21 protein-coding genes are annotated in these 26,283 nt (G+C 41.2%); 9 read left to right on the top strand and 12 right to left on the bottom strand.

Features of this window, described 5'->3' with window-relative positions; genetic code table 11:
- Positions 1–200 precede the first annotated feature (200 nt).
- Entirely contained in the window at positions 201–725 is a 525-nt protein-coding gene (locus H5180_RS13590; RefSeq protein ID WP_182758393.1) for a Spy/CpxP family protein refolding chaperone, read from the bottom strand.
- A gap of 172 nt (positions 726–897) precedes the next feature.
- Here H5180_RS13590 and H5180_RS13595 point away from each other — a divergent pair, with 172 nt between their 5' ends.
- The 3 genes from H5180_RS13595 to H5180_RS13605 are packed head-to-tail and all read left to right on the top strand — an operon-like array spanning position 898 to position 3,936.
- Positions 898–1,587: a response regulator gene (locus H5180_RS13595; RefSeq protein ID WP_149982148.1), complete on the top strand. Its 690-nt coding sequence runs from the start codon at positions 898–900 to the stop codon at positions 1,585–1,587.
- Positions 1,565–2,980, top strand: a complete 1,416-nt coding sequence (locus H5180_RS13600; RefSeq protein WP_182758394.1) for an ATP-binding protein — start codon at positions 1,565–1,567, stop codon at positions 2,978–2,980. Before H5180_RS13595 ends, H5180_RS13600 begins: the two co-directional genes overlap by 23 nt.
- 11 nt (positions 2,981–2,991) lie before the next feature.
- Positions 2,992–3,936 (top strand): alpha/beta fold hydrolase, encoded by a 945-nt coding sequence (locus H5180_RS13605; RefSeq protein ID WP_182758424.1) that lies wholly within the window; start codon positions 2,992–2,994, stop codon positions 3,934–3,936.
- Here H5180_RS13605 and H5180_RS13610 read toward each other — a convergent pair.
- Positions 3,912–4,823 carry a cation diffusion facilitator family transporter gene (locus H5180_RS13610; RefSeq protein WP_145235244.1) on the bottom strand — a complete coding sequence of 304 codons (912 nt, stop codon included), beginning with the start codon at positions 4,821–4,823 and terminating at the stop codon, positions 3,912–3,914. The genes H5180_RS13605 and H5180_RS13610 overlap by 25 nt on opposite strands.
- A 108-nt stretch (positions 4,824–4,931) precedes the next feature.
- Between H5180_RS13610 and trmL the strand changes: the two genes are divergently transcribed.
- Together trmL and H5180_RS13620 are read left to right on the top strand one after the other, a co-directional pair.
- Positions 4,932–5,396, top strand: a complete 465-nt coding sequence (gene trmL / locus H5180_RS13615) for a tRNA (uridine(34)/cytosine(34)/5-carboxymethylaminomethyluridine(34)-2'-O)-methyltransferase TrmL (protein WP_145235242.1) — start codon at positions 4,932–4,934, stop codon at positions 5,394–5,396.
- 162 nt (positions 5,397–5,558) lie between these two features.
- Positions 5,559–9,404, top strand: coding sequence for an EAL domain-containing protein (locus H5180_RS13620; RefSeq protein WP_182758395.1), 3,846 nt, complete (start codon positions 5,559–5,561; stop codon positions 9,402–9,404).
- Positions 9,405–9,477: 73 nt separating this feature from the next.
- Here H5180_RS13620 and gpsA read toward each other — a convergent pair whose 3' ends face one another.
- From gpsA to H5180_RS13640, 4 genes are read right to left on the bottom strand one after another with little or no spacing between them, the layout of a single operon-like run.
- Positions 9,478–10,485, bottom strand: a complete 1,008-nt coding sequence (gene gpsA, locus H5180_RS13625; RefSeq protein WP_182731552.1) for an NAD(P)H-dependent glycerol-3-phosphate dehydrogenase — start codon at positions 10,483–10,485, stop codon at positions 9,478–9,480.
- Positions 10,486–10,488: 3 nt separating this feature from the next.
- Positions 10,489–10,977, bottom strand: a complete 489-nt coding sequence (secB, locus tag H5180_RS13630) for a protein-export chaperone SecB (protein WP_145235236.1) — start codon at positions 10,975–10,977, stop codon at positions 10,489–10,491.
- A 38-nt stretch (positions 10,978–11,015) separates the two neighbouring features.
- Complete coding sequence (gene grxC, locus H5180_RS13635) at positions 11,016–11,273, bottom strand: glutaredoxin 3 (protein WP_145235234.1); 258 nt, start codon at positions 11,271–11,273, stop codon at positions 11,016–11,018.
- A 31-nt stretch (positions 11,274–11,304) separates the two neighbouring features.
- Positions 11,305–11,736 carry a rhodanese-like domain-containing protein gene (locus tag H5180_RS13640; protein ID WP_145235231.1) on the bottom strand — a complete coding sequence of 144 codons (432 nt, stop codon included), beginning with the start codon at positions 11,734–11,736 and terminating at the stop codon, positions 11,305–11,307.
- A 200-nt stretch (positions 11,737–11,936) separates the two neighbouring features.
- Between H5180_RS13640 and gpmM the strand changes: the two genes are divergently transcribed.
- Genes gpmM through H5180_RS13660 form a run of 4 tightly spaced genes read left to right on the top strand, consistent with a single transcriptional unit; the run spans position 11,937 to position 16,741 of the window.
- Complete coding sequence (gene gpmM / locus H5180_RS13645) at positions 11,937–13,481, top strand: 2,3-bisphosphoglycerate-independent phosphoglycerate mutase (RefSeq protein ID WP_145235229.1); 1,545 nt, start codon at positions 11,937–11,939, stop codon at positions 13,479–13,481.
- Positions 13,482–13,484: 3 nt separating this feature from the next.
- The gene (locus H5180_RS13650) at positions 13,485–14,639 is read left to right on the top strand and encodes a murein hydrolase activator EnvC (RefSeq protein ID WP_182731554.1); all 1,155 of its coding nucleotides are present in this window, start codon (positions 13,485–13,487) and stop codon (positions 14,637–14,639) included.
- 35 nt (positions 14,640–14,674) lie between these two features.
- Positions 14,675–15,934 carry a S41 family peptidase gene (locus H5180_RS13655; RefSeq protein WP_182731555.1) on the top strand — a complete coding sequence of 420 codons (1,260 nt, stop codon included), beginning with the start codon at positions 14,675–14,677 and terminating at the stop codon, positions 15,932–15,934.
- A 42-nt stretch (positions 15,935–15,976) separates the two neighbouring features.
- Entirely contained in the window at positions 15,977–16,741 is a 765-nt protein-coding gene (locus H5180_RS13660) for a divergent polysaccharide deacetylase family protein (RefSeq protein ID WP_182731556.1), read from the top strand.
- Positions 16,742–16,856: 115 nt separating this feature from the next.
- On the opposite strand, the gene lpdA is transcribed toward H5180_RS13660, so the two are convergent.
- From lpdA to ampD, 6 genes are all read right to left on the bottom strand, one after another.
- Entirely contained in the window at positions 16,857–18,284 is a 1,428-nt protein-coding gene (lpdA, locus tag H5180_RS13665; RefSeq protein WP_145235220.1) for a dihydrolipoyl dehydrogenase, read from the bottom strand.
- Positions 18,285–18,479: 195 nt separating this feature from the next.
- On the bottom strand, positions 18,480–20,387 hold the full coding sequence (gene aceF / locus H5180_RS13670; RefSeq protein ID WP_149981339.1) for a pyruvate dehydrogenase complex dihydrolipoyllysine-residue acetyltransferase: 1,908 nt from the start codon (positions 20,385–20,387) through the stop codon (positions 18,480–18,482).
- A gap of 10 nt (positions 20,388–20,397) precedes the next feature.
- Positions 20,398–23,064, bottom strand: coding sequence for a pyruvate dehydrogenase (acetyl-transferring), homodimeric type (aceE, locus tag H5180_RS13675; RefSeq protein ID WP_182731558.1), 2,667 nt, complete (start codon positions 23,062–23,064; stop codon positions 20,398–20,400).
- Positions 23,065–23,178: 114 nt separating this feature from the next.
- Complete coding sequence (gene pdhR / locus H5180_RS13680; RefSeq protein WP_145235214.1) at positions 23,179–23,928, bottom strand: pyruvate dehydrogenase complex transcriptional repressor PdhR; 750 nt, start codon at positions 23,926–23,928, stop codon at positions 23,179–23,181.
- Positions 23,929–24,261: 333 nt separating this feature from the next.
- Positions 24,262–25,113, bottom strand: a complete 852-nt coding sequence (ampE, locus tag H5180_RS13685) for a beta-lactamase regulator AmpE (protein ID WP_182731559.1) — start codon at positions 25,111–25,113, stop codon at positions 24,262–24,264.
- A gap of 27 nt (positions 25,114–25,140) precedes the next feature.
- Positions 25,141–25,686 (bottom strand): 1,6-anhydro-N-acetylmuramyl-L-alanine amidase AmpD, encoded by a 546-nt coding sequence (ampD, locus tag H5180_RS13690; RefSeq protein ID WP_182718484.1) that lies wholly within the window; start codon positions 25,684–25,686, stop codon positions 25,141–25,143.
- Positions 25,687–26,283 lie beyond the last annotated feature (597 nt).

The raw sequence follows: 26,283 nt of genomic DNA on the forward strand, positions 1-26,283 counted from the left end.
TTGCTAAATCAATAGCAACTAAATTACAATGTGCCATGTATGGACTCCTAATTTGGTAAAAGATTCTCTGCAGTTTCTTTATACCGTACTCTCCCGTTAATGGGGAGGAGTCCATACATCTGCTATATGGCTCGTTAAAAAAGAAAAGCGCGGGATCTCTCCCGCGCTTCTTTTTTCGCTTTAGTAATTTTGGTAATTACTTAGCCTGCCGTTTGTTCGTCACGGCTGCGTTTTTTGTCACCTTTTTTACGCATGTGTTTTTTAATTTCTTGGTACTTTTCACGTTGTTCAGCATTTAATACTTGCCATACTTGATGCTGCGTTTTTAGGTTAATTAAGCCAAATTGCTCGCCTTTGGTTTGGCGCTGCGCTAATAACTCTTTTGCTGCGGCTTCATCAAAGGCTGGCATATCTAACAATGCTTGCATTTGTGCCTTATGGGCAGCACGCTCTTGCTTCATGGCCTGTTTATCGTTGCCACGTAGCGCTTTAAATTGTGCTTTTTGCGCATCAAAAATGCTTTTTAACTGAGTTTGTTGTTGCTCAGTTAAATCAAGCTTTTTAACGCCACGCTCAGAGAGTAAAAAGCGCGCTTGTTTATGCTGTTGAGAATGGCCTGGTTTATGATCCATGCCCTCTTTTGCTATTACGGCGCCAGTGCCTAATGTTGCTGTCGCTAATCCACAAATTAATACTAGTTTAGAAACTTTACTTGAAATAGTCATAATCATTACCTTTGAGTTGCTTGTAACTTAGTGTCTGTTCAGTTGTTATGTTCACTATAACTAACCAAGTGCAAAGCAACGCAAAGCAATGTAAAGGTTGTGTAAAGGTTCACTTTTAAGTGCGTTAAGGCGTAAAATGAAGTTATTCCAGCGTGGTTAAGGTGAGCAAATAATGAAGCTATTAATGATTGATGATGATACCGGTTTATGTGAGTTACTCTCAGAGTACTTAACTGCGCAAGGTTTTCAAATAGAATGTGCCCATGATGGCGAACAAGGCTTAAAACAAGCGCTTGAGCAAGAATACGCATTAATTTTACTCGATGTTATGTTACCGAAACTAGATGGCTTTGAAGTATTAAAACAGCTTAGGCAAACAAAATTAACGCCGGTGATCATGCTAACCGCCAAAGGTGAAGACTTTGACCGTATTTTTGGTCTTGAACTAGGCGCTGATGATTACATTCCTAAACCATTTAATCATCGTGAATTACTCGCACGGGTTAAAGCGATTACTCGTCGTATTGAACATATTACTAGCCTAGCAAATACCAGCAGTAATAAGTTAACCGTTAATAATATTGTTATAAATTTAGCTGCCCGCGAAGCGTATGTAGATGAACACCCGCTAAGCCTAACCGGTACTGAATATGAAGTACTTGCCTTACTGGTTAAACATGCAGGTGAAGTGGTCAGTAAAGAGCAAATAAGTGAAGAGGTGCTCGGTAGACGCCTAGCCTCTTTTGATCGCTCAATTGATATGCATGTGAGTAATATTCGTAAAAAAATTGCCGAGTTCAACAATGCAGAACGAATAAAAACCATGCGAGGGACTGGTTATGTCTTTATCCAAGGGGAGTAATAAAACTCGGTTTTCTTGGCTAAAACATCCTCAGCACTTTTTATTTTTCAAAATTTTTGTGTGGTTTTGGCTAACAGTAATAGGCACCATAACTGCATTGGTGTTTTTAAGTAACATTGCGACCAATCAAGTCAGTTATGAGAACTTACAAGGGCCCATGCAGAAAAACTTGCAATACACGGCCAAAGGCATCGAGCGTATGGTAGTCAAACATAATAAATCGATTGCCGAAATTTTAACTCATCCGCGGCTTGCAAAACAAAAGTTACTATATTTAAATTCAGATCAGCCAGATCACTCGCTCAGTAGCAGAGTACCATCAAGTGAGATTGATTTAAGTTTACTTAATTTCACTAAAAACATGCCGCCACAAATTATTTTTACCGAGTATTATCAAGCATTCGGACCGATAAAAATAAACCTTCCTGAGGGGCAATTTTACCTATACGAAATTGATGAGAATCATCAACCACCTTTTTTTATACGGTTAAAGCTGATGCCGATTTGGCTAAAAGTGATCATTGCTTTACTGGCTTCATTAACTTTAAGTTTTATATTTAGTCGTAACCTAATTGCACCTATTAATCACTTAAAGCAAGCTGCAATTAAGCTCTCTGACGGCGATTTAACCGCGCGCGCTGAAATTGATCCAAACAGGCAAGATGAACTGGGCGTACTTGGCCGCGACTTTAATAGTATGGCAAGTCAGTTAGAGCAACTGATTTCTGCACAAAAGCGCTTATTGGCTGATATATCTCACGAGTTGCGTTCCCCCCTAACTCGCCTTAAAATGGCTACGGGTCTTGCGCAAATGCAGACCCCAGAAGAAAACCAAACCTATTTATTACGCATTGAAAAAGAAGCAAATCAGCTCGATAAAATGATCGCTGATGTGCTGCAAGTATCGCGCTTAGAGGCGAAAAGTCAGGCGCTATCGCTGCATCAACAATCCTTACAGATCATTATTGATCATGTTTTGAATGATGCACAATTTGAAGCTAAACAGACTAATAAGCAATTAATTATTAATGGCCAACTCAATGTTGATATTTATTGTGACGAGAGCCTCATTGCCAGTGCACTAGAGAATGTTTTACGCAACGCAATAAAATATGCAGAGCAAACAATCACCCTAACATTGAGTTTAAGTGATGCTATTTATATAGAGATCAGTGATGATGGGCCGGGCGTCGAACCGCAAAATTTAGGCAAATTATGTGAGCCTTTTTTCCGCCAATCTGATGCACGAGACAGAACTAGCGGCGGCACAGGACTTGGCTTAGCGATTGCTAAAAATGCAATTGTCGCCCATTCTGGCAGTTTAACGCTGCATAATAAACAACCAAGCGGGTTATGTGTGCGTATCGCCTTACCTCTGGATAAACAAAAATAATCATGGCCATTATGTTTTACAGCACAGAGCAAAACTTACTTACCCAACAACCTGAGATAACGCAGTTTTTTCAGCAGCAGTTGCACAAAGCGCAGCTGACTACCGATAATGGCGATTTATATTATGGCTATGTGATACCTGAGCATGCCAAAGCCGCTATTGTTATTTGCTCTGGACGTATTGAAGGATTAGATAAATACCAAGAGCTAATCTGGGAGTTATATAAAAATAACTATGCGGTGTTTATTATTGATCATCAAGGACAAGGCCGTTCTTATCGCGCTTTAGCCAATCCTCATAAAGGTTTTGTTAATAAATTTAGTGATTATGCTGATGATTTAGCACTGTTTGACCGTCTAATTGTCAGTAAACTCTACCAAGGCAAAAAAGTCATCCTAGGGCATTCAATGGGCGGCGCGATTGCCTTTGATTTCCTGACCCGGTTTGAACATAACTACAGTGGGGTATTTTTGTCTTCGCCCATGTTTGATATTTTCACTAAAGGTACTCCCAAACCACTGGCTAAACTTGCCGCCCGTGCTGCCTGTTTGTTTGGTTTTAATAAACACTATGCGTTTGGCCAAGCAGATTACCTGCCTGATGAATTCGCACAGAATGACCTTACCAGTAGCGAAACTCGCTATGATTTATTTAGACAAACCTACCAAACGGATAGCGCGCTACAATTAGGCGGGGTGACTTACGGCTGGTTGAATGAAGCTTTTGGCTTTATGGCAACTCTTGAAAAACAACAGCTATCGATTCCACTTTTTGTAGCCAGTGCTGAGAATGATACTGTGGTTGATAACCAAGCCCAATTAGCCTTAGTTCACCGTCAAAGTAATGCTATTTTACAAACATTTGCGAATGCTAAGCACGAGTTACTATTTGAACAAGACACCATTCGCAAAGCTGTGCTTAGCCGTTTTTATCAGTTTTGTGATTCATTAACTTGAGCGCGGCTATTACTCAATGACATTGGATCTTGATGAATCAAAATATCCATTTCACAATTAAATTCTTGTTGGATCATCGCCACTACTTCATCCGCTACATAATGAGCACGGATCAAGGGGAGTTGATCTTCAAGCTCTAAATGCATTTGAATAAACTTAACTTTACCACCTTGTCGCGTGCGTACGTCATGTACGCCAAATACATCGTTATGACTGTTAGCGATTGATATGATACTGGCTTTTTCGTCCTCAGGTAGCTCTTTATCCATTAAATGGTCAGCGCTTTGCCTAGCAATATCCCAACTGTTATAAAGCAAATAACCTGCAACACCAATGGCAAAAATAGGATCCGCGTACAGCATGTCATTTTGCGCAAGCAATATTGCCAGCAGTACTGCTGCATTTAAAATTATATCGCCTTTGTAATGCACAGAGTCTGCTTTAACTGCAATGGACTCGGTATGCTTAATGACTTGAGTTTGTACATAAACCACCACTAAGGTGCAAGCAATCGCAAATAGACTAACCCATACCCCGAGCATTGAATGACTTAGTACCACAGGATTAAATAATCGCTCTATACCATGAAACGCCAATAAACAACCAGAGCCTGCAATAAATGCCGCTTGCCCTAAACCCGCCAAGGCTTCGGCTTTACCATGGCCAAAACGATGATCGTCATCAGCTGGGCGCAGTGCATAAAAGAGCACCATAAAACTCATTGCTGAAGCGGTAATATCCATCAAAGAATCGGTGAGTGATCCGAGCATAGAGGCAGAGCCAGACGCAAGCCATGCCCAACATTTAGCAGCAATCATTAAACTCACCATCACCATAGTGACCACACTTGCTGTTTTTACCCAAAACTCATAACTGCGCTGATGCACGTTTTTGCCTATGCTTAAAGTGTTTACTTAAAATGAGTATATCATTTTTTTTATCTGTTTCGTGTATACTCTCGAACGTCAAAATGTAGATCACCAATAAGGCTCGTTATGCTTGATATCGTTTTATACCAACCTGAAATTCCACCTAACACAGGGAATATTATTCGCCTGTGTGCAAATACGGGCTATGCTTTGCATTTAATCGAGCCTTTGGGCTTTGAGTGGGACGATAAGCGCGTGAAAAGAGCTGGCCTTGATTACCATGAATTTAGCCATGTGCAACGCCATCCGTCATTTGCAGCTTACTTAGAAAAATGCCAACCTAAAAAAGTATATGCATGTACCACTAAAGGCAGTCAATTTCACCATCAAGCGAGTTATGAAGCAGGTGATTGTTTAGTGTTTGGCCCAGAAACACGTGGCTTACCAGATGATTTAATTCAATCACTACCTAATGAACAACGTGTGCGTATTCCTATGCAAGCTAACAGTAGAAGCATGAACTTATCTAACGCAGTGGCTGTTTTTGTTTATGAATCATGGCGTCAGTTAGGCTTTCCTAACGCGCAGTAAATTATATTAAAATGCGCCTATATCGTTGGGCGCCTTGTTTTATAATCACCATTATAATTTAGCACTACATATAGCAATAAATTTGCTTCGAGTGGATTCGCATTATTTCTATTCCTACACTATTCTAAATAAGTTCTTTTTAAACTGATTCAATGGATTGTAATGCGTTTTTTCCTTCAAATATGCTGTTTTATTAGCATGTTATCTATTGTAAATGCAAACGCGAGTGTAGCTGAATTAAATGCGAATGAACTTTCGCTACCCGCCATTAATGACTTTACTCAAGACCCAAGTAATGCGTTTTGGCTCGCTACCAATAAAGGGCTGTTTAATTACGACTCGGTGCATCTTTTTAGTGGCCAAGCACCACCTTTTTCATCATTTGCGAATCAAGCCATTTTACAAGTAGCTACTTATAAATCCTGGTTATTAATTAACACTGAGCAAGGGCTGAGTTTAATAAACTTAATTAACAACCAGTTAATTCAACTAACAGCAACACCGCTAAAACAGCCGATATTAACCACCGAGCTCGGCTTTTACTTTCTGTACCAAGGTCAGATCCACACTATAAAAGACGAAAAAATCTATTCTCCATTCGCCTTTTCAGAGCAGATCGTCGAACTCGCATTGGGATTTAACAACAGCCTATGGCTACATTCAGGTAGTAATTTAGTTAGTCACTTTGATTTAGCAAGTAATGCAATTACAGCTCAGCTTATCGTCCCCGCGCCTATCGCGCAATTGAGTCCAAGTCAAACCTCAGCAGCGATCCTTATCAATACCAATAACGACCAACATTACCTGTTTAACAACGCGCACTCTATGCAAGAAATAAAACTCCAGCATGCGCATGTTCAACAACTAAATTACTTTGATGATCAGCTTTATTATTTGCATAAAAATCGCGCTTATAAACATGATTTAACGACCAAAAACACTAATCCTTTATTTTATAGTGCTCCTGCACGCTTTTTATCAATTAAACAAAACAACCAACAACTGTGGCTGCAAACTGCCACTAAAAGCTGGCTAAAGCTCCCTGCAATGCAAATTATCACAACCCCTATCACCGATAATCCTGCTCCGCGTATGCAGCAATACTTTGACATGTTGGAACAGTTAGATAATTTTACACAACATAAAAAAATTATTACCATCTCTTATCTGCGCGAAGATAAATGGGCTGTTGCAACCGACACTGGTTTATATTTATACAGTGCCCGCAACCTCACTTTTGATTTATTAAAAAAGGATCAAGTTACTGCCCTGTATTCAACCGCCCCAACAACACTGTGGGTAGCAACCAAAAAGCAATTAATAAAATATGATTTTGCGACGCAGCAACAAAACCAAACACTACCAATTAATAACATTAATGCTTTAACATCCCTTAATGACGAGCAATATCTAGCAAGTAATGGTGAGCAATTATTTTATATTGCTAAACAACAGCTCACCGCCCTTGTGCTTGAAACTGAAGCCCTCGGGCAGATCAACGCTATTTATTATCAACGCAACTCTTCAAGGCTTTGGCTTGCAACAAGTAACGGCTTATGGCTGAGCCAATGGCAAGTACCTGAAAATTCTCAGCAAATAACACTTGAGATAAATTTTGATAAAGTAAGTACGTTTAACACCACAGCCATTTACGAAGCACCACAAAATGCTTTGTGGATAGTTGATTCTCAAGCGATAAAACTCTACAAACCCAGCACTAACCTATGGGTTGAAAATGCCACTCATAGTATTGCCGCTTATATTGATGATTCTATAAGTTATGAGCAACTTCCGAGTTCACTCTTTAGCGTTAGCTATCGTGATAAAATAATGTTGTTTGCACCAACAGGTAATACTTTATTAGAAGTACATTCAAAACAAGCACCACCTCAAAGCAGCTCTTTTTTAGTCAGTCATTTGACTTTGCACTACAAAGATAAAAGCCAAGACTATTACCACTTAGCAACCAACGCAGTAAATACCAGCCAACCGCTAAAAGGGGTTTCTGTTTGGTTTAGCAGTAATAGCCTCTTGCCTATGCGGCTAAATTACCGGCTTGATCCCAATGGCGATTGGCTAGCACTGCCGCCGACTCAAACTATGCTGTCACTGGCAAGTAGTGAAAACAATATTTATCTTGAAGTTAAAAACCTTAATCAAGTAAACAGCGAACCGCTAGTGTTAATGATTAAACAAACTGCTTTTACTTTCCCTCATTGGATCAATTATCTCATTTTAGCGGCTATTTTCGCTATTTTACTGCTGTTAATTGTTTATAGATTAAAAAGTGGTGCTAAACATAATTTGGTCAACGCGTTAATGACGCAATCAAAAGATGCCATTTGGATCGCCAATGAACAGTTTCAAATAACGAACATAAACCAAGCATTTACAACTATTTGTGGCTTTACTCTTGCTGATGTAGTGGGTAAAAAACCAAAAGCCTTTACTGTAAACGGCCGCGATAAAAAATTAGAAAGCCTCATTTATAATGATCTAGAGGTTGATGGTTATTGGTCTGGTGAAATTTGGAATGTGCGTAAAGACGGGCAACCCTATGCCTTAGATTTATCGATAACGAAAGTAAAAACCCCTAACCTACGTACTAGTAGCGCGCATTATATTGGGTTATTTTCAGATGTAACTGCACGTAAGAATAATGAACGTGCGATGCTTAAATTAACCACTCGAGATTCTGTCACTGGGCTATCCAATCGCACTATTTTTATTGAATCTGTAAATAAGGCAATTGCCAGCTGTAATAACAACTTCCCTAATTTACTGATTATTTTTATAGATTTAGACAATTTTAATAAAATTAACGAATCCCTTGGTCACGCAATCGGTGATGAACTATTAAAAGAAGTTGCGGGCAGACTCACTCGAAACCTTGATTCTGGTTATACCTTGGCCCGCTTAGGGGGAGATGAATTTGCTGTACTTGTACCGCCATATTTATATTCAGGTAAGACCGTCTTTTTCGCCAAAAAACTGGCCGATAATATTCTTAAACAATTCCAAACACCGTTTATGCTTGATGGTATAGAGAGCTTTATTTCTGCCTGTTGTGGCATCGCTGGGTACCCAGAAAATGGTTATAACAGCGAAGCGCTGATGCGCAGCGCCAACAGTGCGCTTAATCACGCCAAAAAGATGGGTCACAATAATTATCAATTTTTTGATAAATCTAAACACACGATTGATACTAATGAGCTTAGTAAAGAAAGTGCACTTTTTCGGGCTATCGAACATCAGGATTTTCAATTATTTTACCAAGTAAAATATAACGCAGATAAAGATCAAGTACATGGTTTTGAAGCTTTAGTCCGTTGGCCACAAGTTGATGGCAGTATAATTAGTCCTGTTGAATTTATCCCTCTTGCAGAACAAAATGGCGCAATTATTCCTCTCACTTTATTGCTAATGAAGCAGCTATTTAAGCAACTAGAGTTATGGCGTAATGAAGGGGTGAGTTTTGGCAAAGTAGCTATTAATGTTTCAGCTCTGCACTTTCAGCAAAGTAGTTTAGTCGAAACCCTCACTGAGTGTTTAACAAACTACGACGTACCTGCGCGCTGTGTTGAGTTAGAAATAACTGAAAGTGCCATGATGGACAACCCTGAATTTGCCCAACAGCAAATGAATCGCTTAAAAGCACTTGGATTTACCATTGCGCTAGATGACTTTGGTACTGGTCATTCATCATTGGGCTATCTAAAACGTTTTCCAATTGATACTTTAAAAATTGATCGCTCTTTCATAAAAGATATTGTCGATAGTGAGCAGGATCGTAATATTACCGCGACAATTATTCGCCTCGCTAAATACTTACATATCGATGTTGTTGCCGAAGGGGTTGAAACTAAAGAGCAGGCTTATATGTTGCATGTTATGGGCTGTAATACGATGCAAGGCTATTATTATAGTCGCCCGCTTTGTGCTGAAAAAGTAGCTGCTTATCTCGAAAAAAACAACCTGAGAAAACAATCTAATTTGATGAATGACTAAGTACCATGTTAGTTATTAGATTAACTGCCAGCGTTTATACAATCCCATAAACGCTGGCAGCTACAAGGCACTATTACTCTGATTTTTGCTCGCGACCTAATAAAGCCATCGCGGCTTCTTTCACGTCTTTATTTTCATAAAGTACCTGATAGATTTGCTCAGTGATCGGCATTTCAATACCAGTACGTTGTGCAAGTAAATAGACTTCTTTGGTGTTGCGATAACCTTCGACCACTTGACCAATTGATGCTATCGCCTGCTCTACCCTTTCACCTTTACCCAGTGCTAAACCAAAACGACGGTTACGAGACTGATTATCGGTGCACGTTAGAATCAAATCTCCCAGCCCAGCCATGCCCATAAAGGTTTCTGACTTAGCACCAAGCGCGCAGCCTAACCGGCATAACTCAGCTAAACCACGGGTGATCAATGCTGTCCGCGCATTAGCACCAAAACCAAAGCCGTCAGACATACCAGCGCCAATCGCAATCACATTTTTAACCGCGCCACCGAGCTGAATACCAATAAAATCATTATTGTTATAGACCCTAAATGAGCGACCACAATGCAATAGTTCAGCTAACTGTTTTGCAAAGGCTGTTGATGTTGACGACACTGAAATAGCAGTAGGTAAACCCATCGCCATTTCTTTAGCAAATGTAGGGCCTGATACGACTGCCAGTGGCACATCATCACCTAATTCTTGCTGGGCAACTTCTTGCAAAAGTCGGCCTGTATCTGGTTCAAGCCCTTTGGTTGCCCATGCAACTTGTGCCCCTTCAAGTAATGAAGGCTTAATTTGCTGTAGCGTATCGCCAAATGCATGACTTGGTACAACAACCAAAATCACTTGGCTTGCAGTTACTGCGGTGTGTAAGTCGGCTTCAAGGTGTAAAGTGTCAGGAAAAGTGACATCGGGCAGGTAACGTTGATTTTTCCGCTCAGCTGCAAGCGTGGCAACGTCATCGCTATTGCGACCCCAAAGTGTCACTTGGTGACCGTTTCGGGCTAAACAAATAGCAAGGGCGGTGCCATAAGACCCCGCCCCTAATACAGTAACAGCTGAATTGGCTGTACTCATAAGTTATGCGTCTGCAGTTGCCTGTTCAGCTTGCGCTGCACGTTGCTGCATGTATTGAGCGAATAACGCATCAAAGTTCACAGGTGCAAGGTTAAGCTGTGGGAATGTACCACGGTTAACTAAGTTAGATACCGCTTCACGTGCGTACGGGAACAATACGTTCGGGCAGAATGCGCCAAGCATGTGTGCAAGTTGTACTTCTTCAACTTCAGCGATAGTGAAAATACCCGCTTGTTGAATTTCACATAAAAAAGCCGTTTCTTCACCGATAGAAGCAGTAACAGTCAGTGCTAATACTACTTCAAACACGCCTTCGTCTAATTTATTAGAACGTGTATCAAGGTCAAGCTTAACTTCTGGTGTCCATTCTTTTTGGAAAATAGCAGGTGAATTAGGCGTTTCAAAAGACACGTCTTTTGTGTAAATACGTTGGATCGTAAATTGTGCGCCAGTTTCTTCTTGTGCTGCTACGTTCTGGTTTTCTTCGTTCATGATAATTCCTAACTTTTAATCGTTTTTATAATAAATGCTTAAGCGTTTAACTTAGCGTCAAGTTTGCCTTGGGCTTCAATCGCCATCATGTCGTCACAACCGCCGATATGCTCATCATTAATAAAAATTTGCGGTACTGTGCTCGCGCCACCTGCTTTGGCAATCATTTCATCACGTAATTCAGGCTGTACACCAATGTCGATATTTGTAAATTGCACACCTTTATTTGTTAGCAACGCTAAAGCACGCTGACAAAAAGGGCAATACGCTTTGGTGTAAAGAACAACATTACTCATAACAATTCCTCTATCGGCCTAACTAACTTAATTAGCGACCTGTTGTCGTTGGTAGACCAGCACTTTGCCATGCACCCATACCACCAGATAAAACATAAACTGATTCAAAACCAGCTTTATGCATAGCAGTTGCGATACCTGAGGCTGTCATGCCTGTGGTACATACCAATATAATGGGTTTACTCTTAGACTTTTCAAGGCTTGAGAAGTCAGATTGTTTCGCTTTTTCAGAGCTAAGGTGCTCAGCGCCTGCAATACGGCCATTATTAAATTCTTTTTGTGCGCGTATATCTACAACGACACCGTCTTCACGGTTAATTAATAATGTTAATTGTTGCGGATTTATTTGACGAATTGCTGAAAACTTACTTTTAAACCAGCCGCCCACGATGAGTGCTACTAAAGCAACCCAAGCTAAACTTAATATCGGATGATTACCGACAAATTCAATATATTGATCCATGCGTCTTCCACTATGAAAATTGTCCCGCGCCTTTAGCACTGGGGTTAAACGTAAGGGTAATGCCCTAGCCACGCAAGTATACGTGCTTGATTAGAAATTACCAGAGAGTGAAATATTTTAATATGCCCTTTTGATTGCTGATCATAACCACAAAACACGGTATGCTAAGGCTAAGCAGGAGCTAATTTTCAGGAACAAAAATGACACAACATAAAAAACCTCTCGTACTCATGATTTTAGATGGTTGGGGATACCGTGAAGATACCCAAAGCAACGCAATTTTAGCGGCAAACACCCCTGTTTTAGACGAACTTTGGGCAACTCGCCCGCACACCCTAATTTCAGCCTCTGGTTTAGATGTTGGTCTTCCTGATGGGCAAATGGGCAACTCAGAAGTAGGCCATGTCAACTTAGGTGCTGGCCGTGTGGTTTATCAAGATTTCACCCGCATCACTAAAGCAATAAATGACGGTGAGTTTGCGCATAACCCAACACTAGTTGAAAACATTGATAAAGCTGTGAATGCTGCTAAAGCAGTGCATTTAATGGGCTTATTAAGCCCAGGTGGTGTGCATAGTCATGAAGACCATATTGTAGCTGCAATTGAATTAGCTGCAGCGCGCGGCGCTAAAGAAGTGTACTTTCATGCATTTTTAGATGGCCGAGACACTCCACCACGTAGCGCAAAAACGTCAATTGAACGTATTGAAGCGCTATTTAGCAAATTACATTGTGGTCGCTTAGCATCAATCATTGGCCGCTACTATGCAATGGACCGCGATAATCGCTGGAACCGAGTAGAGCAAGCTTATGATCTAATGGTCAGTGGGATCGCACAACATAGCTACGAAAATGGTGTTGATGCATTAGCTGCGGCTTACGAACGTGATGAAAACGATGAGTTTGTTGCTGCAACTACCATAGCAGCACAAGGCCAAGACGCAGTACAAATTAATGACGGTGATACGGTTATTTTCTTAAACTTTAGAGCCGACCGTGCTCGTGAAATGACCCGCGCATTTGTTGATAAAGACTTTGACGGTTTCGCCAAGAAAAAAGCCCCCGCACTAAGCGGCTTTGTTATGTTGACCGAATACGCAGCAGACATCGACGCACCAGCAGCCTTTGCCACAGTCCCTTTGACTAATGTATTGGGTGAATGGTTTGAAAAACACCATAAAACACAGCTACGTATTTCTGAAACTGAAAAATATGCACATGTGACGTTTTTCTTCAGTGGCGGACGTGAAGATGAATTTGAAGGTGAAACCCGCGAGCTGATCCCATCACCACAAGTTGCGACCTACGATTTACAACCTGAAATGAATTCAGAAATGCTCACTGATAAACTCGTCGAAGCGATTAAAAGCGGTAAATACGATGCAATTATTTGTAACTATCCAAATGGCGATATGGTCGGTCACTCAGGTGTATTTGAAGCCGCAGTAAAAGCCTGTGAAGCAGTCGATCATTGTATTGGTCGTGTTGTTGCTGCCCTTGAAGAATTTGGTGGTGAAGCATTAATTACAGCTGATCACGGTAATGCTGAACAAATGGCTAACCTTAAAACTGGCCAAGCGCATACCGCACACACCAGTGAACCTGTTCATTTCATTTATGTTGGTCGTGATGCAACACCAAGCGAAGGCAAAGCGCTCAGTGATGTTGCGCCAACCATGTTGCACTTAATGGGCATGGAACAACCAAGCGAGATGACTGGCACACCAATCATGACATTGAAATAAACCATGAATAAAAGTATTAACCCATTAATTTTTAGTACGCTCGTTGTTACTGCGTTAATACTCACTTTATTAGTGACGGCGCCTGCCGTCGCTAATGAAGATCGTACTAAAAAAGATCTCAGCGAAATCCAAACGGCGTTAAAGCAAAGCCAAGCTGAACTTGCCGCCCAGCGTAAAGACATCGAAAAATCGCAAAAGAACCTGCAACAGCACGAACTCGAGATCGCAAAAAACGCTAAGGCACTAAATATTGCCGAGCAATCAATTCGCGATACTGAAAAACAACAACAACAGCAACAGCAGCAAGCTGAAGCACTTGAGGAAAAACGCCTAGAGCAGCAACATGCACTCGCCGCACAAATTAAAAGTGCCTATATGTCTGGCGGACATGACTACTCTAAAATGCTATTGAATCAAGAAAATACCGCACAGGTTGAACGCACATTAAGTTATTATAATTACCTCAACAAAGCGCGCATTGAGCAAATTGATGAGCTAAAAGCACTCCTGATTGAAATAGCGGATGTACAAACCGAACTTGAAAAAACCAAACAACACTTAGTTGTGCTCCATAAAGAGCAAGCCAATCGTCATCAAGCACTCATTGCAGCGCAACAACAACGAAAAGCCAACATCAGTGAATTAAAAACCAAGCTTAGCTCAACCAAAAACTCAATTGATTACTTAAAAGATAATGAAAAAACCCTAGTAGCTACCTTGCAAGAACTTGAAAAAGAAAAAACTAAAAAGGTTGAGTTACTGGGCCTATCAGCCAGTAAAGGTAAATTAAACTGGCCAACAAAAGGTAAAATTGAGCACAGCTTCGGCCAACATAAGCACGGTGGTATTGACTGGAAAGGCGTATTAATTGGCGCTAATGAAGGCAATAATGTGCATAGCGTCCACAACGGTCAAGTCGTGTTTGCGGATTGGTTAAAAGGCTACGGCTGGGTTATTGTTATTGACCACGGTGAAGGCTTTATGAGTTTATACGGCCATACTCAAACCTTACTAAAAGACGTAGGTGATATAGTACGCCAAGGCGATATTATCGCTTTAGTTGGTCAAAGCGGCGGACAAGCAAATTCTGGTCTATACTTTGAAATACGCCACAAAGGACGCGCAGTAAATCCTGTAACATGGTGCAGACGCATTTAATTGATTAAACAGCTGCACCCCACTGGGAGCAGCTGATGCTAAATACACAATTACAAATACAGCAGTTACAATACTCTGCTTTTAATCGCATCCTAATAAGCTATTTATTACTCGTTAGCGTTTTTTTGTGCCTGAGTTTTAATAGCTTTGCAGTGACCTCGGTGGGCGATTTAAAAAGCCAACAAAAAAACGAAATCCTCTTTAATATCCATGCCTATTATGTTGAAGACTTAGCTTTGCAACAAAGCTTTGAAAGCAGTCAACAATTTGAAGCCCTGCTCGCACAGCTAGACCCTTACTCTAAGTACCTTAATGAACACGAGTTAGAAGCGCTATTTAGCAGCACTAATGGCCGCTACACAGGCCTTGGGATTGAAATAAAACAGCAACAACAAAAAATTATTATTGTAAACACAATTAAAGACTCTCCCGCAGCCATTGCCGGAGTACAAATAAATGATGTGCTACTTGCCGTTAATCAGCAAACAGTCGCACATAAAGACATCAATCAAGTTGCGCAAATGATTAAAGCTAGTGACACAGCAACGGTTACCTTAACGGTTGAACGAAGTAATTCACCACAAGCCATTTATTTTACCCTGACTAGATCAGAAATTAACTTAGAGAGTGTCACCAGTTCATTATCAGAGTTTGGTATTGGTTATTTGGCAATAAATAGCTTTACCAATCACACCTTGCATGATGTTGCGCGGCAAATAACAGCACTGCAAAGCCATTACGGTAATCCACTTACAGGCTTAGTGCTCGATTTACGCGACAATCCAGGCGGCACATTACAAAGTGCTGTAGCGGTATCGGATCTATTTTTACAAAGTGGCACCATAGTCACCACCAAAGGTCGCTTTTATGATGCAAACCAGCACTTTCGCGCCAAAAAAGGTGATATTTTAAATGGTGCGCCAATCGTCGTACTTATTAATGAAAACTCGGCCTCAGCAGCAGAGATTTTAGCCGCTGCACTTAAAGACAATCACCGTGCCACACTAATTGGCAGCCAATCATTTGGCAAAGGATCGGTGCAATCTTTGATCCCATTAGGCAATGGTAATACAGCACTAAAATTAACCACTGCAAAGTACTTTACCCCATCGGGTCAATCTATTGAGGGGATTGGAGTAACCCCCGATGTGGCGATTAATCAATCAACCCTTTCGCAAATTGATAAAGTAGTTATAATAAAAAACGAACAAGGAAATGACGATCGGCCATGGTCACGCAAAGACTCAGCTGATCCACTGTTATTAAAAGCACAGCAGCTATTAACTATGAAATAAAGCTTTTAGCTCACTATAAAAAAGATAATAAAAATTATAAACGTGAAAAAATTAACTTGGTTGTTCTGGCTTTTTTTTAGCTTGCCTACGCTTGCCGCAAATAAGCAAATAGCGATTGTGATTGATGATATTGGCAATCATCAACGCGACCTCGAAATCCTAAATTTACCAGGTAAAATATCGTTCTCGATTTTGCCTCATACCCCGTATTCGCAAGTTTTTGCGCGCCTAGCCAGTAAGTCGAATAAAGAATTACTGCTGCATATTCCCATGCAAGCACTCGACAGCAGCAAAGCACTTGGCCCCGGCGCACTCACCAGCAATATGAGTAAAGAACAATTACAAATCACCCTCGGCAATGCGCTTGCAACCTTACCGCAGGTCAAAGGTGTAAATAATCATATGGGCTCAGCACTTACTCAAGAAAGCCTGCCCATGAAATGGACTATGGAAGTGCTGAAAAAGCGCAACCTGTACTTTTTAGATAGCCGCACTACAGGCTTAAGCCAAGCGCAAAATGTTGCCAACTTATATGGCGTTGAAAATGTCGGCCGCCATGTGTTTTTAGATAATATTCCCAATGAGAAACAGTTACAATTTCGCCTCAACGAACTAAAGTATAAAGCCGAACGTTATAACTTCGCCATCGCGATTGCCCACCCTTACCCTGAAACCATTGAATTCTTACAGCGCATGCTACCCGAACTTGAACAACAAGGTTTTGAACTCGTGCCGCTATCACAACTAGTCGAGCGTAAATATATACAACTTGCGCAAGCTGAGCATAAAGGGGTGGGAGCGAGGTAAACAGGACTTAGCAATAAGCCGTAAATTTTAAAGGGTCATATTAATCAACTTATGACCATTAAAAACAAAAAACCCAAACCGAGGCTTGGGTTTTTAAACAATTAACTAAAAGAACTTACTTCTTCTTTTTAACTGCTTTTTTGTTTGGTAAATCAGTGATTGAACCTTCAAATATTTCAGCTGCAAGGCCGATTGATTCGTTCAATGTTGGGTGAGCATGAATAGTTAATGCTAAATCTTCACCGTCAGCGCCCATTTCGATACCTAGACCGATTTCGCCCAGCATTTCACCTGCGTTAATACCAATCATAGCACCACCGATAATACGGCCACTTTCTTTATCAAAGATCAGTTTAGTAGAACCTTCAGTACGAGAAGATGCAATTGCACGACCTGATGCAGCCCATGGGAATACAGCTGTTTCAATGCTTAAGCCTTGCTCTTTTGCTTCTTTCTCAGTTACGCCAACCCAAGCGATTTCTGGATCAGTATAGGCAATTGAAGGAATACATTTCGGATCAAAGTAATGTTTTTGACCTGAGATAACTTCAGCAGCAACGTGACCTTCATGAACCGCTTTGTGCGCAAGCATAGGTTGACCAACTAAGTCACCAATCGCGAAGATGTGGTCAACGTTAGTTTTAAGTTGCTTATCAACATTAATGAAGCCACGCTCATCAACATTAACACCCGCTTTGTCAGCATCTAATAAGTTACCGTTTGGTGTACGACCAACAGCAACTAATACTTTGTCATAACGTACTGGTTCAGCTGGTGCGTTTTTACCTTCAAATGTAACGTATAAGCCATCATCTTTCGCTTCTACGCCAACAACTTTAGTTGACAGCATAACGTTAAATTTATCACTTACGTATTTTTGGTAAATCTTGATGATGTCTTTATCAGCAGCTGGTACTAGTTGGTCAGCAAATTCAACCACGTCGATTGCAGAACCTAGTGCGCGATACACAGTACCCATTTCAAGACCAATAATACCACCACCTAATACTAATAGCTTTTCAGGGATGTCTTTAAGCTCTAGTGCACCGGTTGAATCAATTACGCGGTCATCTTCAGGAATGAAAGGTAAGTTTACAGGTTTAGAACCAGCAGCAATGATAGCGTTATCAAAAGTAATTGTTGTTTTACCGTCAGCGCCTTCAACATCAAGCGTGTTGCTACCTGTGAATTTACCGTAACCGTAAACCACTTTAACTTTACGCATTTTAGCCATGCCGTCTAGGCCACCAGTAAGTTGGCTAACAACTGACTCTTTCCACGAACGAATTTTATCTAAATCAATTTGTGGTGCGCCAAAAGTAACACCATGAGATGACATTTCTGCTGCATCATCAATTACTTTAGCTACGTGTAAAAGTGCTTTCGAAGGAATACAACCAACATTAAGACATACACCGCCTAATGTGTCGCGAGATTCTACTACTGTTACTTCTAAGCCCAAGTCAGCAGCACGGAAAGCCGCAGAATAACCACCAGGACCACCGCCTAGTACAACAACTTGAGTTTTTAATTCGTTGCTCATGCTTTTACCTTAATTGTTTGAACGGGACACTGCCCTAAAGTTTAACTGCCATGTTTCTGCAAGGCAGAAAGGGAGAGCAGATCAAAAATTTATGCAAGATATACAAAGATTGTATCATTGCAAATGGTAAAAATCCCAGCAAAAAACAACTGGCTGGGATTTGATTCTATTTATTTCGCTACATGCAGCAATTGCTTACATTACTAATTGGCGAATATCGCTCATGTAACTTGCTAAAGTTACAGTAAAGCGTGCAGCTAGTGCACCGTCAATCACCCTATGGTCGTAAGACATAGAAAGTGGAACCATTAGTTTTGGTTCAAACTCTTTGCCATTCCACTTAGGTTTAATTTCAGACTTAGAGACACCTAAAATAGCAACTTCTGGGGCATTTACGATTGGCGTAAAGGCTGTACCGCCAATACCACCAAGGCTTGAAATTGTAAAACAACCACCTTGCATATCAGAAGAGGTAAGTTTGCCGTCACGCGCTTTAACAGATACTTCCATTAATTCACGCGATAATTCAATGATGCCTTTCTTATCAACATCTTTAAATACTGGCACAACCAAACCGTTTGGCGTATCAACTGCAACACCGATATTGATGTACTTCTTAAGAATTAAGCTTTCACCGTCGTTAGATAGTGATGAGTTAAATGTAGGGAACTCAGCAAGTGCTTTCGCTGCTGCTTTCATTACAAATACCAGCGGGGTGATTTTAACACCTAGCTTTTTCTTCTCGCTAAGGGCATTTTGCTCTTTACGGAACTCTTCAAGAGTTGTGATATCAGCTTCATCAAACTGCGTAACATGCGGGATTTGCACCCAGTTACGGTGTAAGTTTTTACCCGATAGCTTTTGAATACGAGATAGTTTTTTCTCTTCGATTTCACCAAATTTAGCAAAATCAACTTTTGGCCATGGAATTAAACCAAGTTCACTACCACCAGTATTGCCAGAAGCTGTCGCTAATTGGCCTGATTCAACTTGCTTAACTAAGTTCTTCACATAGTCTTGCACGTCTTCTTTCACAACGCGATTTTTACGACCTGAGCCTTTTACGTTCGCAAGGTTAATACCAAACTCACGGGCTAAGCGGCGAACAACTGGCGATGCATGAGCATACGCACTATTGTTTTCAAAACTTTCATTGCTCGCTTTTGCAGGCGCTGCTTGTGCAGCTGGAGCTGATTCTGCTTTCGCTGCTGGTGCAGATTCAGAAGCCGCTTTTTCAGCGGTAGCTGCAGGTGCACTGCCTTGCACTTCAAATACAAAGATAAGTGAACCGGTCGATACTTTATCGCCCGCAGCAACTTTAATCTCTTTAACAGTACCGGCAAACGGTGCTGGTACTTCCATTGCCGCTTTGTCGCCTTCAACGTTTAAGATTGACTGATCTTCAGTAACCTTATCGCCTACTGCAACCATCACTTCAGTGACTTCAACCTCATCACCGCCGATATCAGGCACGTTTACTTCTTTACTGCTTGGCGCTGAACTTTGTGCCGGCGCAGACTCTTGAGCTGGCGCTGTTTCTGCTTTCGCAGCTGCAGGCTCACTACCAGCCACTTCAAAAACAAACACTAAAGAGCCTGTTTTTACTTTATCGCCAGCGGCAACTTTAATTTCTTTAACTGTACCTGCAAACGGCGCTGGTACTTCCATTGCCGCTTTGTCGCCTTCAACGTTTAAGATAGATTGTTCTTCTTCAACGGTGTCGCCAACAGCAACCATGATTTCCGTTACTTCAACTTCATCATCGCCGATATCTGGTACGGTGACTTCTTTAGTTGTTGAACCTGAAGACGCAGCAGGTGCTGCAGCTTCAGATTTTGCTGGTTCTGCAGGCGCTTCGCTAGATGCTTGCTCTTCACCTTCAAACAAGAATACTAAAGAACCCGTAGTAACCGTGTCGCCCACGTTTACTTTGATTTCTTTTACAGTACCGGCTTGTGCCGCAGGTACTTCCATTGAGGCTTTATCACCCTCGACAGTTAGTAATGATTGGTCAACGTCAACTTTGTCACCAACGCTCACTAGAATTTCGGTTACTTCGACTTCATCGCCACCGATATCTGGTACTTTAATTTCAATACTCATTGCAAACCTCTTATGCGTACAGTGGATTAAGTTTGTTAGTGTCGATGTTAAACTTTTTAAGTGCTTCAACCACAACTGACTTCTCAACTTCACCACGTTTAGCAAGTTCAGATAACGTCGCAACTACTACGTAGCTGGCGTTAACTTCAAAGTGACGACGAAGGTTTTCACGGCTATCAGAACGACCGTAACCATCGGTACCTAATACTTTGTAGTTGCTGCTTGGAATGAATGAACGCGCTTGTTCTGCGTAGTTTTTCATGTAATCCGTTGCGGCAACAGTCACTGAGTCATTTAATACACTGGTGATGTAGGCAGTCTTCTGTTCGCTTTCAGGGTTAAGCATATTAAAACGCTCAACATCTTGCCCTTCACGAGTTAATTCGTTGAACGACGTTACTGAATACACATCAGATGCAATACCGTAATCATCACTTAAAATCGCGGCTGCTTTACGCACTTCAGTCATGATAGTACCTGAGCTTAATAGCTGTACGTTGGCTTTTTTGCCTGCGTAGCTTTCTAGCTTGTAGATACCTTTACGAATACCTTCTTCAGCACCTTCTGGCATAGCAGGTTGTGCATAGTTTTCGTTCATAAGCGTTAGGTAGTAGTAAATATTTTCTTGATCTTCACCGTACATACGACGAATACCATCTTGAACAATAACCGCTACTTCGTAAGCGTATGTTGGATCGTAAGAGATACAGTTAGGTACTGTGTTAGCAAGAATATGGCTGTGACCATCTTCGTGCTGCAGACCTTCACCGTTTAATGTTGTACGACCAGCAGTAGCACCTAATAAGAAACCACGTGCTTGTTGGTCACCCGCCATCCATGCCATGTCGCCAACACGTTGGAAACCGAACATTGAATAGTAGATATAGAATGGGATCATTGGTAAATCGTTAGTGCTGTATGATGTTGCCGCAGCAACCCACGATGACATTGCACCTAACTCGTTGATACCTTCTTGCAATACTTGACCCGATGTTGCTTCTTTGTAGTAAGAAACGATATCACGGTCTTGCGGCGTATAGTTTTGGCCATGCGGGTTATAAATACCGATTTGACGGAATAAACCTTCCATACCAAACGTACGCGCTTCATCGGCAATAATTGGTACGATGTTTTTACCAATACCTTTATCTTTCAATAAGATATTAAGTGCACGAACAAAGCCCATAGTGGTAGAGATATCACGCTTTTGCTCTTCAAGTAATGGCTTAAATGCTTCTACTTCTGGCAGTACTAACTTTTCAGTAAAGTTAGGAATACGTTTTGGCGTATAACCTTTAAGTGCATCACGGCGAGCATGTAAGTACTTGTGCTCAGCCGAACCTTCTTCAAGTGTTAAATAAGGAAGTTCTGCAAGTTGCTCTTCAGATACTAAATCATCAAGACCTAAACGTGAACGTAAATGGGCAACGTGTGACATGTCCATTTTTTTCACTTGGTGAGCAATATTCTTACCTTCAGCCGCTTCACCCATGCCGTAACCTTTTACAGTTTTAGCTAGGATAACTGTTGGGCGACCTTTGGTCTCTTCTGCTTTTTTGAATGCAGCGAATAATTTTGATGGTTCATGACCACCACGCTTAAGCGCGAAGATTTCGTCATCTGTCATATCAGCAACAAGTGCTGCTGTCTCAGGGTAACGACCAAAGAAATGCTCACGTACGTACGCGCCATTTTTAGCTTTATAAGTTTGGTAATCGCCATCGACTGTTTCGTTCATCAATTGCAATAACTTACCTGTGGTGTCTTTAGCTAGTAGGATATCCCAGCCGCTGCCCCACACTAGCTTGATCACATTCCAGCCAGCGCCTTTGAATAGACCTTCAAGCTCTTGAATGATTTTACCATTACCCATTACTGGGCCATCTAGGCGCTGTAAGTTACAGTTAATTAAGTAACAAAGGTTGTCTAGTTTTTCACGGGCAGCAAAAGAAATAGCGCCACGCGATTCTGGCTCATCCATTTCGCCATCGCCTAAAAACGCGTATACACGTTGGTTTTTAGTGTCTTTTAAACCACGACCATCTAGGTACTTTAAGAAGCGCGCTTGGTAAATAGATGCGATAGGACCAAGACCCATAGATACCGTAGGGAACTGCCAGAATTCAGGCATTAATTTAGGGTGTGGGTAAGATGGTAAACCTTCGCCATCAACTTCTTGACGGAAGTTATCAAGCTGCGCAGCAGATAAACGACCTTCAACAAATGCACGTGCATAAATACCCGGAGAAATATGACCTTGATAATAAACTAAGTCACCGCCGTCTACATCATTTGGGGCTTTGAAGAAATGGTTAAAACATACTTCATAAAACGCCGCTGATGACTGGTAAGACGCCATATGGCCGCCTAGGTCGAGGTCTTTTTTCGAAGCACGCAATACAATCATGATTGCGTTCCAACGAATAATAGAACGAATACGGCGCTCAAGGTTTACGTCTCCTGGGTAAGCAGGTTCTTGATCTACCGGGATCGTATTAACGTAGTTTGTGTTGATACCTGTTGGCATATCAACACCGTCTAAACGGGCTTGCTCTAATACTTGCTCAAGTAAAAACTGAGCACGTTCAACACCTTCTTCACGCACAACTGATTCAAGAGCTTGTAACCACTCTTGTGTTTCTAGCGCGTCTACGTCAATTTTATTGACTTCAGACATATGGAGGTTTCCTTATGTTTAAAATACGAATGTTCTTAATTAGCACTGTGGTAATCGTGTTGCCATATACAGCACTTGCTTAAATTATTTATCTTTAACTTAGTTTTTTGTTACTTAATTTTGCTTTGTGCGTCTTAAACTACGCTCAATTCGTGAATGCTCTTTACCTGCTTCCAATAACGCTTCTTCAATGAAAGCTAAGTGAGCATTACTGGCAAGTCGCGCCTGCTCTGGATTCCCTTCAATCACTGCATCCATCAATAAACGGCGGTGCTCAGCTAAGCGCGAACTAATATGCGGCTTCTCTAACAATACCGTTAAATTTTGTAAAACATTTTGCTCAAGCAATGCCCGCATACCGCGCACTAAATGCAGTAACACCACATTATGCGAGGCTTCTGCCACACTAAAGTGAAACGCGTTAATTGCTTTGGCTTTTTGTAGTAAATCATCATGAGCCAATGCAATGCATTCAAAGCTTTGCTTAACTTTAGCAAAGTCAGTGCTAGTACCACGAAGCGCAGCATAATAAGCTGCAATCCCTTCGAGAGCATGACGAAACTCTAATAAATCAAACTGTGATTCAGGATGTTTACTGATCAAGTCAAATAACGGATCAGTGAGCCCTTCTTCTAGCTGATTTTTTACAAACGTCCCGCCACCTTGACGTCGCGTTACTAAGCCTTTTGCCTCTAGCTTTTGAATGGCTTCACGTAATGAAGGGCGAGACACTTCAAATTGTTTGGCTAATTCACGCTCTGGCGGCAGTTTCTCACCCGGTGCTAATGAGCCCTCAAGAATCATGTTCTCAAGTTGCTGTAAAATAACATCCGATAGTTTTGCTGCTTTAATCTTTAAAGACATTAATCAACGTCCGCATTGTAGTGGAAATGTAACCTGAAAAATCCAAGTTTGTGCCCAGAGACTAGACCAAAAGGTAAATTGGTCATACCAAATTTGAGCCATACGTTATCAAAAAGCAAGTTTGCTGTCAATTTCGCTGCGACGCACCTTAAAAAACACCCTAACGTATTTTGCACAAAGATCAAACAGTATGAGATAAAGCCAGTGTTTAGGAAGGAATTTTATAAAAAAACACAATGGTCTGACCAGATGATTGGGAGATGAGGTTTTAAGTTTTAGGTCCTAGGTTTTAGGTTTTAACAATAACTTCCCTAAAACCTAGCACCTGTTTATTTACGCTAACCCGCCAAACAACGTTAGCAAGGCAATCAACACCAAGTAAAATAACACATTTCGTTTTACAAGCTTCATCATACAAGTTGCTTCATACGCGCAACCAAAATGTTGCTGTTCTATTTGCTCTGCGGCAAGCGCGGTATTAGTAACCACTTTACGGTTACTCACTGTAAAATCGAGTGCATAATGCAGCCAGCAACTGGTGCCTTTATTAAAGTTACCTATTACTAGATAACCAAAGCTGGCGATTCTGGCTGGTAACCAATCAAGCCAAAATAATAATGAATGAATAAGTTTAAATCGTTTGGCATACACAACTTTATGGTCGTCCTGCACTAAATCAGCAAAAGTACGTACTAATGCATACAAGGTCGCGCCAGGTACGCCTAATATTACAAACCAAAAAATAACTGCACAATAAAAACGAAAGTTTACCCAAGCCAACGTTTGTCCAAAAGTTTCGCCACCTTTTTGCTCTTCCGTTTTCTTTTGCCCCATTTGCAGTGCATATAAGGTTGCCGCTTGCTGATCATCACGGGTTAGCGCATTTAAATAGGACTTATATAAAGCACGTTGTTTAGCACAGCCAAAGCAAACCAGCAGCACAGCCACATTAATGGCTAACTGCCATAATACAAAATCAGATAAGGTAAAAATAACCGCCACAAGTAATACCGGCAAACACAGCCAAATAATAAATCCTGCAGGCGAATTGAATAGACCTTGCTCGCCAAGCTGTTTTTTTGAACGTGTTAAATAGCCTTGCGCGTAATAGCTTATTTGCCAATAATCAGATCGGGCACCTAAACGCTCTAATATCAGAGCTATTATTATAGAAATTAAGATCATACTTTTCTCTTTCCAAATTGGCGCTAGTTAAAATATAGCAGCAAAATAATGATTCCAATCAAAACTGTCTCCAGGGTCTGTTTTTCGCCCTGATGCAATGTGACAATGGCCAACAATACGCTCGCGAGTGATAGCTGGGTATTTATATATCAATGTCTTAGTTAAGGATTGTAATGCATTATATTGATTTTGGGTATACGCCGTTGTATCTGTACCTTCAAGCTCAATACCAATACTAAAATCATTACACTGACTACGTCCTAAAAACTCAGACTGCCCAGCATGCCAAGCACGTTTACTAAAAGGCACATACTGAACTATTTCACCGCTGCGTTTGATAAAACAATGTGCTGAAACTCTCAACCCCTTTAAATCAGCAAAGCTAGGGTGTGCTTGGCAATCAATACATCCCATAAACAAATCATCCACAAACGGCGTGGCAAACTGCCCTGCTGGCAAGGAAATATTATGAATCACTAATAAAGATATTTCCTCACCTAGTGGGCGCTCATCAAAATGCGTACTTGGTCGCTGGATAGCGGTACTAACAACACCAAAAGAGTTTATTTTCATAGTTTATATTCATAATGGCCTGTAAATAAATGCATAGTCAGATGCTAATAGATTTCCAAGTAGAATAACAGCAAAGCACTTTCATTGTTTTGCGCCGGTAGCAGCGAGTTTACCTCGCGACTGTTTTTACATTTCCATAGACAAACCAATTTCACCACCGAGAAGAGAAAGCCACGGGCTACGGGTAACGAGCTGCGGGCTGTAAGTTCACCTAGCAGCTAGTCACTTCCCTATTTTCCTATTTTCCTATTTTCCTATTTTCCTCTAAAGCGCAGCGCCTCTTATCCTCTTTGTGAATAAATTTTAATTGCGCGGGGTAAACCCGCACCTACGCATTGGTAGCAGCGAGTTTACCTCGCGACTGTTTTTACATTTACACAGACACACTATTTAACCACCGAGCCCACCGAGGCGCTTTGCTACACCGAGAAGACAAAAGTAAAGTTAATAACTATTACCTATTGGTTTTTCCTCTGTGAGCTCGGTGCTCTCTGTGGTGAATAAATCACTAAAAGACTTTTGCACAAAGAGAAGTGAATGAGAAGAACAAATGCCACGGGCTTCGAGCGACGAGCTTCGAATACACCCTAGCACCTA

It is taken from the genome of Pseudoalteromonas sp. SR41-4 (assembly GCF_014163985.1).
Taxonomy (GTDB): domain Bacteria; phylum Pseudomonadota; class Gammaproteobacteria; order Enterobacterales; family Alteromonadaceae; genus Pseudoalteromonas; species Pseudoalteromonas rhizosphaerae.

Excerpts from the sequence above, each read along its gene's own strand:
- H5180_RS13590 (WP_182758393.1), bottom strand. The coding sequence starts at position 725 with ATGACTATTTCAAGTAAAGTTTCTAAACTAGTATTAATTTGTGGATTA.
- H5180_RS13595 (WP_149982148.1), top strand. The coding sequence starts at position 898 with ATGAAGCTATTAATGATTGATGATGATACCGGTTTATGTGAGTTACTC.
- H5180_RS13600 (WP_182758394.1), top strand. The coding sequence starts at position 1,565 with ATGTCTTTATCCAAGGGGAGTAATAAAACTCGGTTTTCTTGGCTAAAA.
- H5180_RS13605 (WP_182758424.1), top strand. The coding sequence starts at position 2,992 with ATGTTTTACAGCACAGAGCAAAACTTACTTACCCAACAACCTGAGATA.
- trmL (WP_145235242.1), top strand. The coding sequence starts at position 4,932 with ATGCTTGATATCGTTTTATACCAACCTGAAATTCCACCTAACACAGGG.
- H5180_RS13620 (WP_182758395.1), top strand. The coding sequence starts at position 5,559 with ATGCGTTTTTTCCTTCAAATATGCTGTTTTATTAGCATGTTATCTATT.
- gpsA (WP_182731552.1), bottom strand. The coding sequence starts at position 10,485 with ATGAGTACAGCCAATTCAGCTGTTACTGTATTAGGGGCGGGGTCTTAT.
- secB (WP_145235236.1), bottom strand. The coding sequence starts at position 10,977 with ATGAACGAAGAAAACCAGAACGTAGCAGCACAAGAAGAAACTGGCGCA.
- grxC (WP_145235234.1), bottom strand. The coding sequence starts at position 11,273 with ATGAGTAATGTTGTTCTTTACACCAAAGCGTATTGCCCTTTTTGTCAG.
- H5180_RS13640 (WP_145235231.1), bottom strand. The coding sequence starts at position 11,736 with ATGGATCAATATATTGAATTTGTCGGTAATCATCCGATATTAAGTTTA.
- gpmM (WP_145235229.1), top strand. The coding sequence starts at position 11,937 with ATGACACAACATAAAAAACCTCTCGTACTCATGATTTTAGATGGTTGG.
- H5180_RS13650 (WP_182731554.1), top strand. The coding sequence starts at position 13,485 with ATGAATAAAAGTATTAACCCATTAATTTTTAGTACGCTCGTTGTTACT.
- H5180_RS13655 (WP_182731555.1), top strand. The coding sequence starts at position 14,675 with ATGCTAAATACACAATTACAAATACAGCAGTTACAATACTCTGCTTTT.
- lpdA (WP_145235220.1), bottom strand. The coding sequence starts at position 18,284 with ATGAGCAACGAATTAAAAACTCAAGTTGTTGTACTAGGCGGTGGTCCT.
- aceF (WP_149981339.1), bottom strand. The coding sequence starts at position 20,387 with ATGAGTATTGAAATTAAAGTACCAGATATCGGTGGCGATGAAGTCGAA.
- aceE (WP_182731558.1), bottom strand. The coding sequence starts at position 23,064 with ATGTCTGAAGTCAATAAAATTGACGTAGACGCGCTAGAAACACAAGAG.
- pdhR (WP_145235214.1), bottom strand. The coding sequence starts at position 23,928 with ATGTCTTTAAAGATTAAAGCAGCAAAACTATCGGATGTTATTTTACAG.
- ampE (WP_182731559.1), bottom strand. The coding sequence starts at position 25,113 with ATGATCTTAATTTCTATAATAATAGCTCTGATATTAGAGCGTTTAGGT.
- ampD (WP_182718484.1), bottom strand. The coding sequence starts at position 25,686 with ATGAAAATAAACTCTTTTGGTGTTGTTAGTACCGCTATCCAGCGACCA.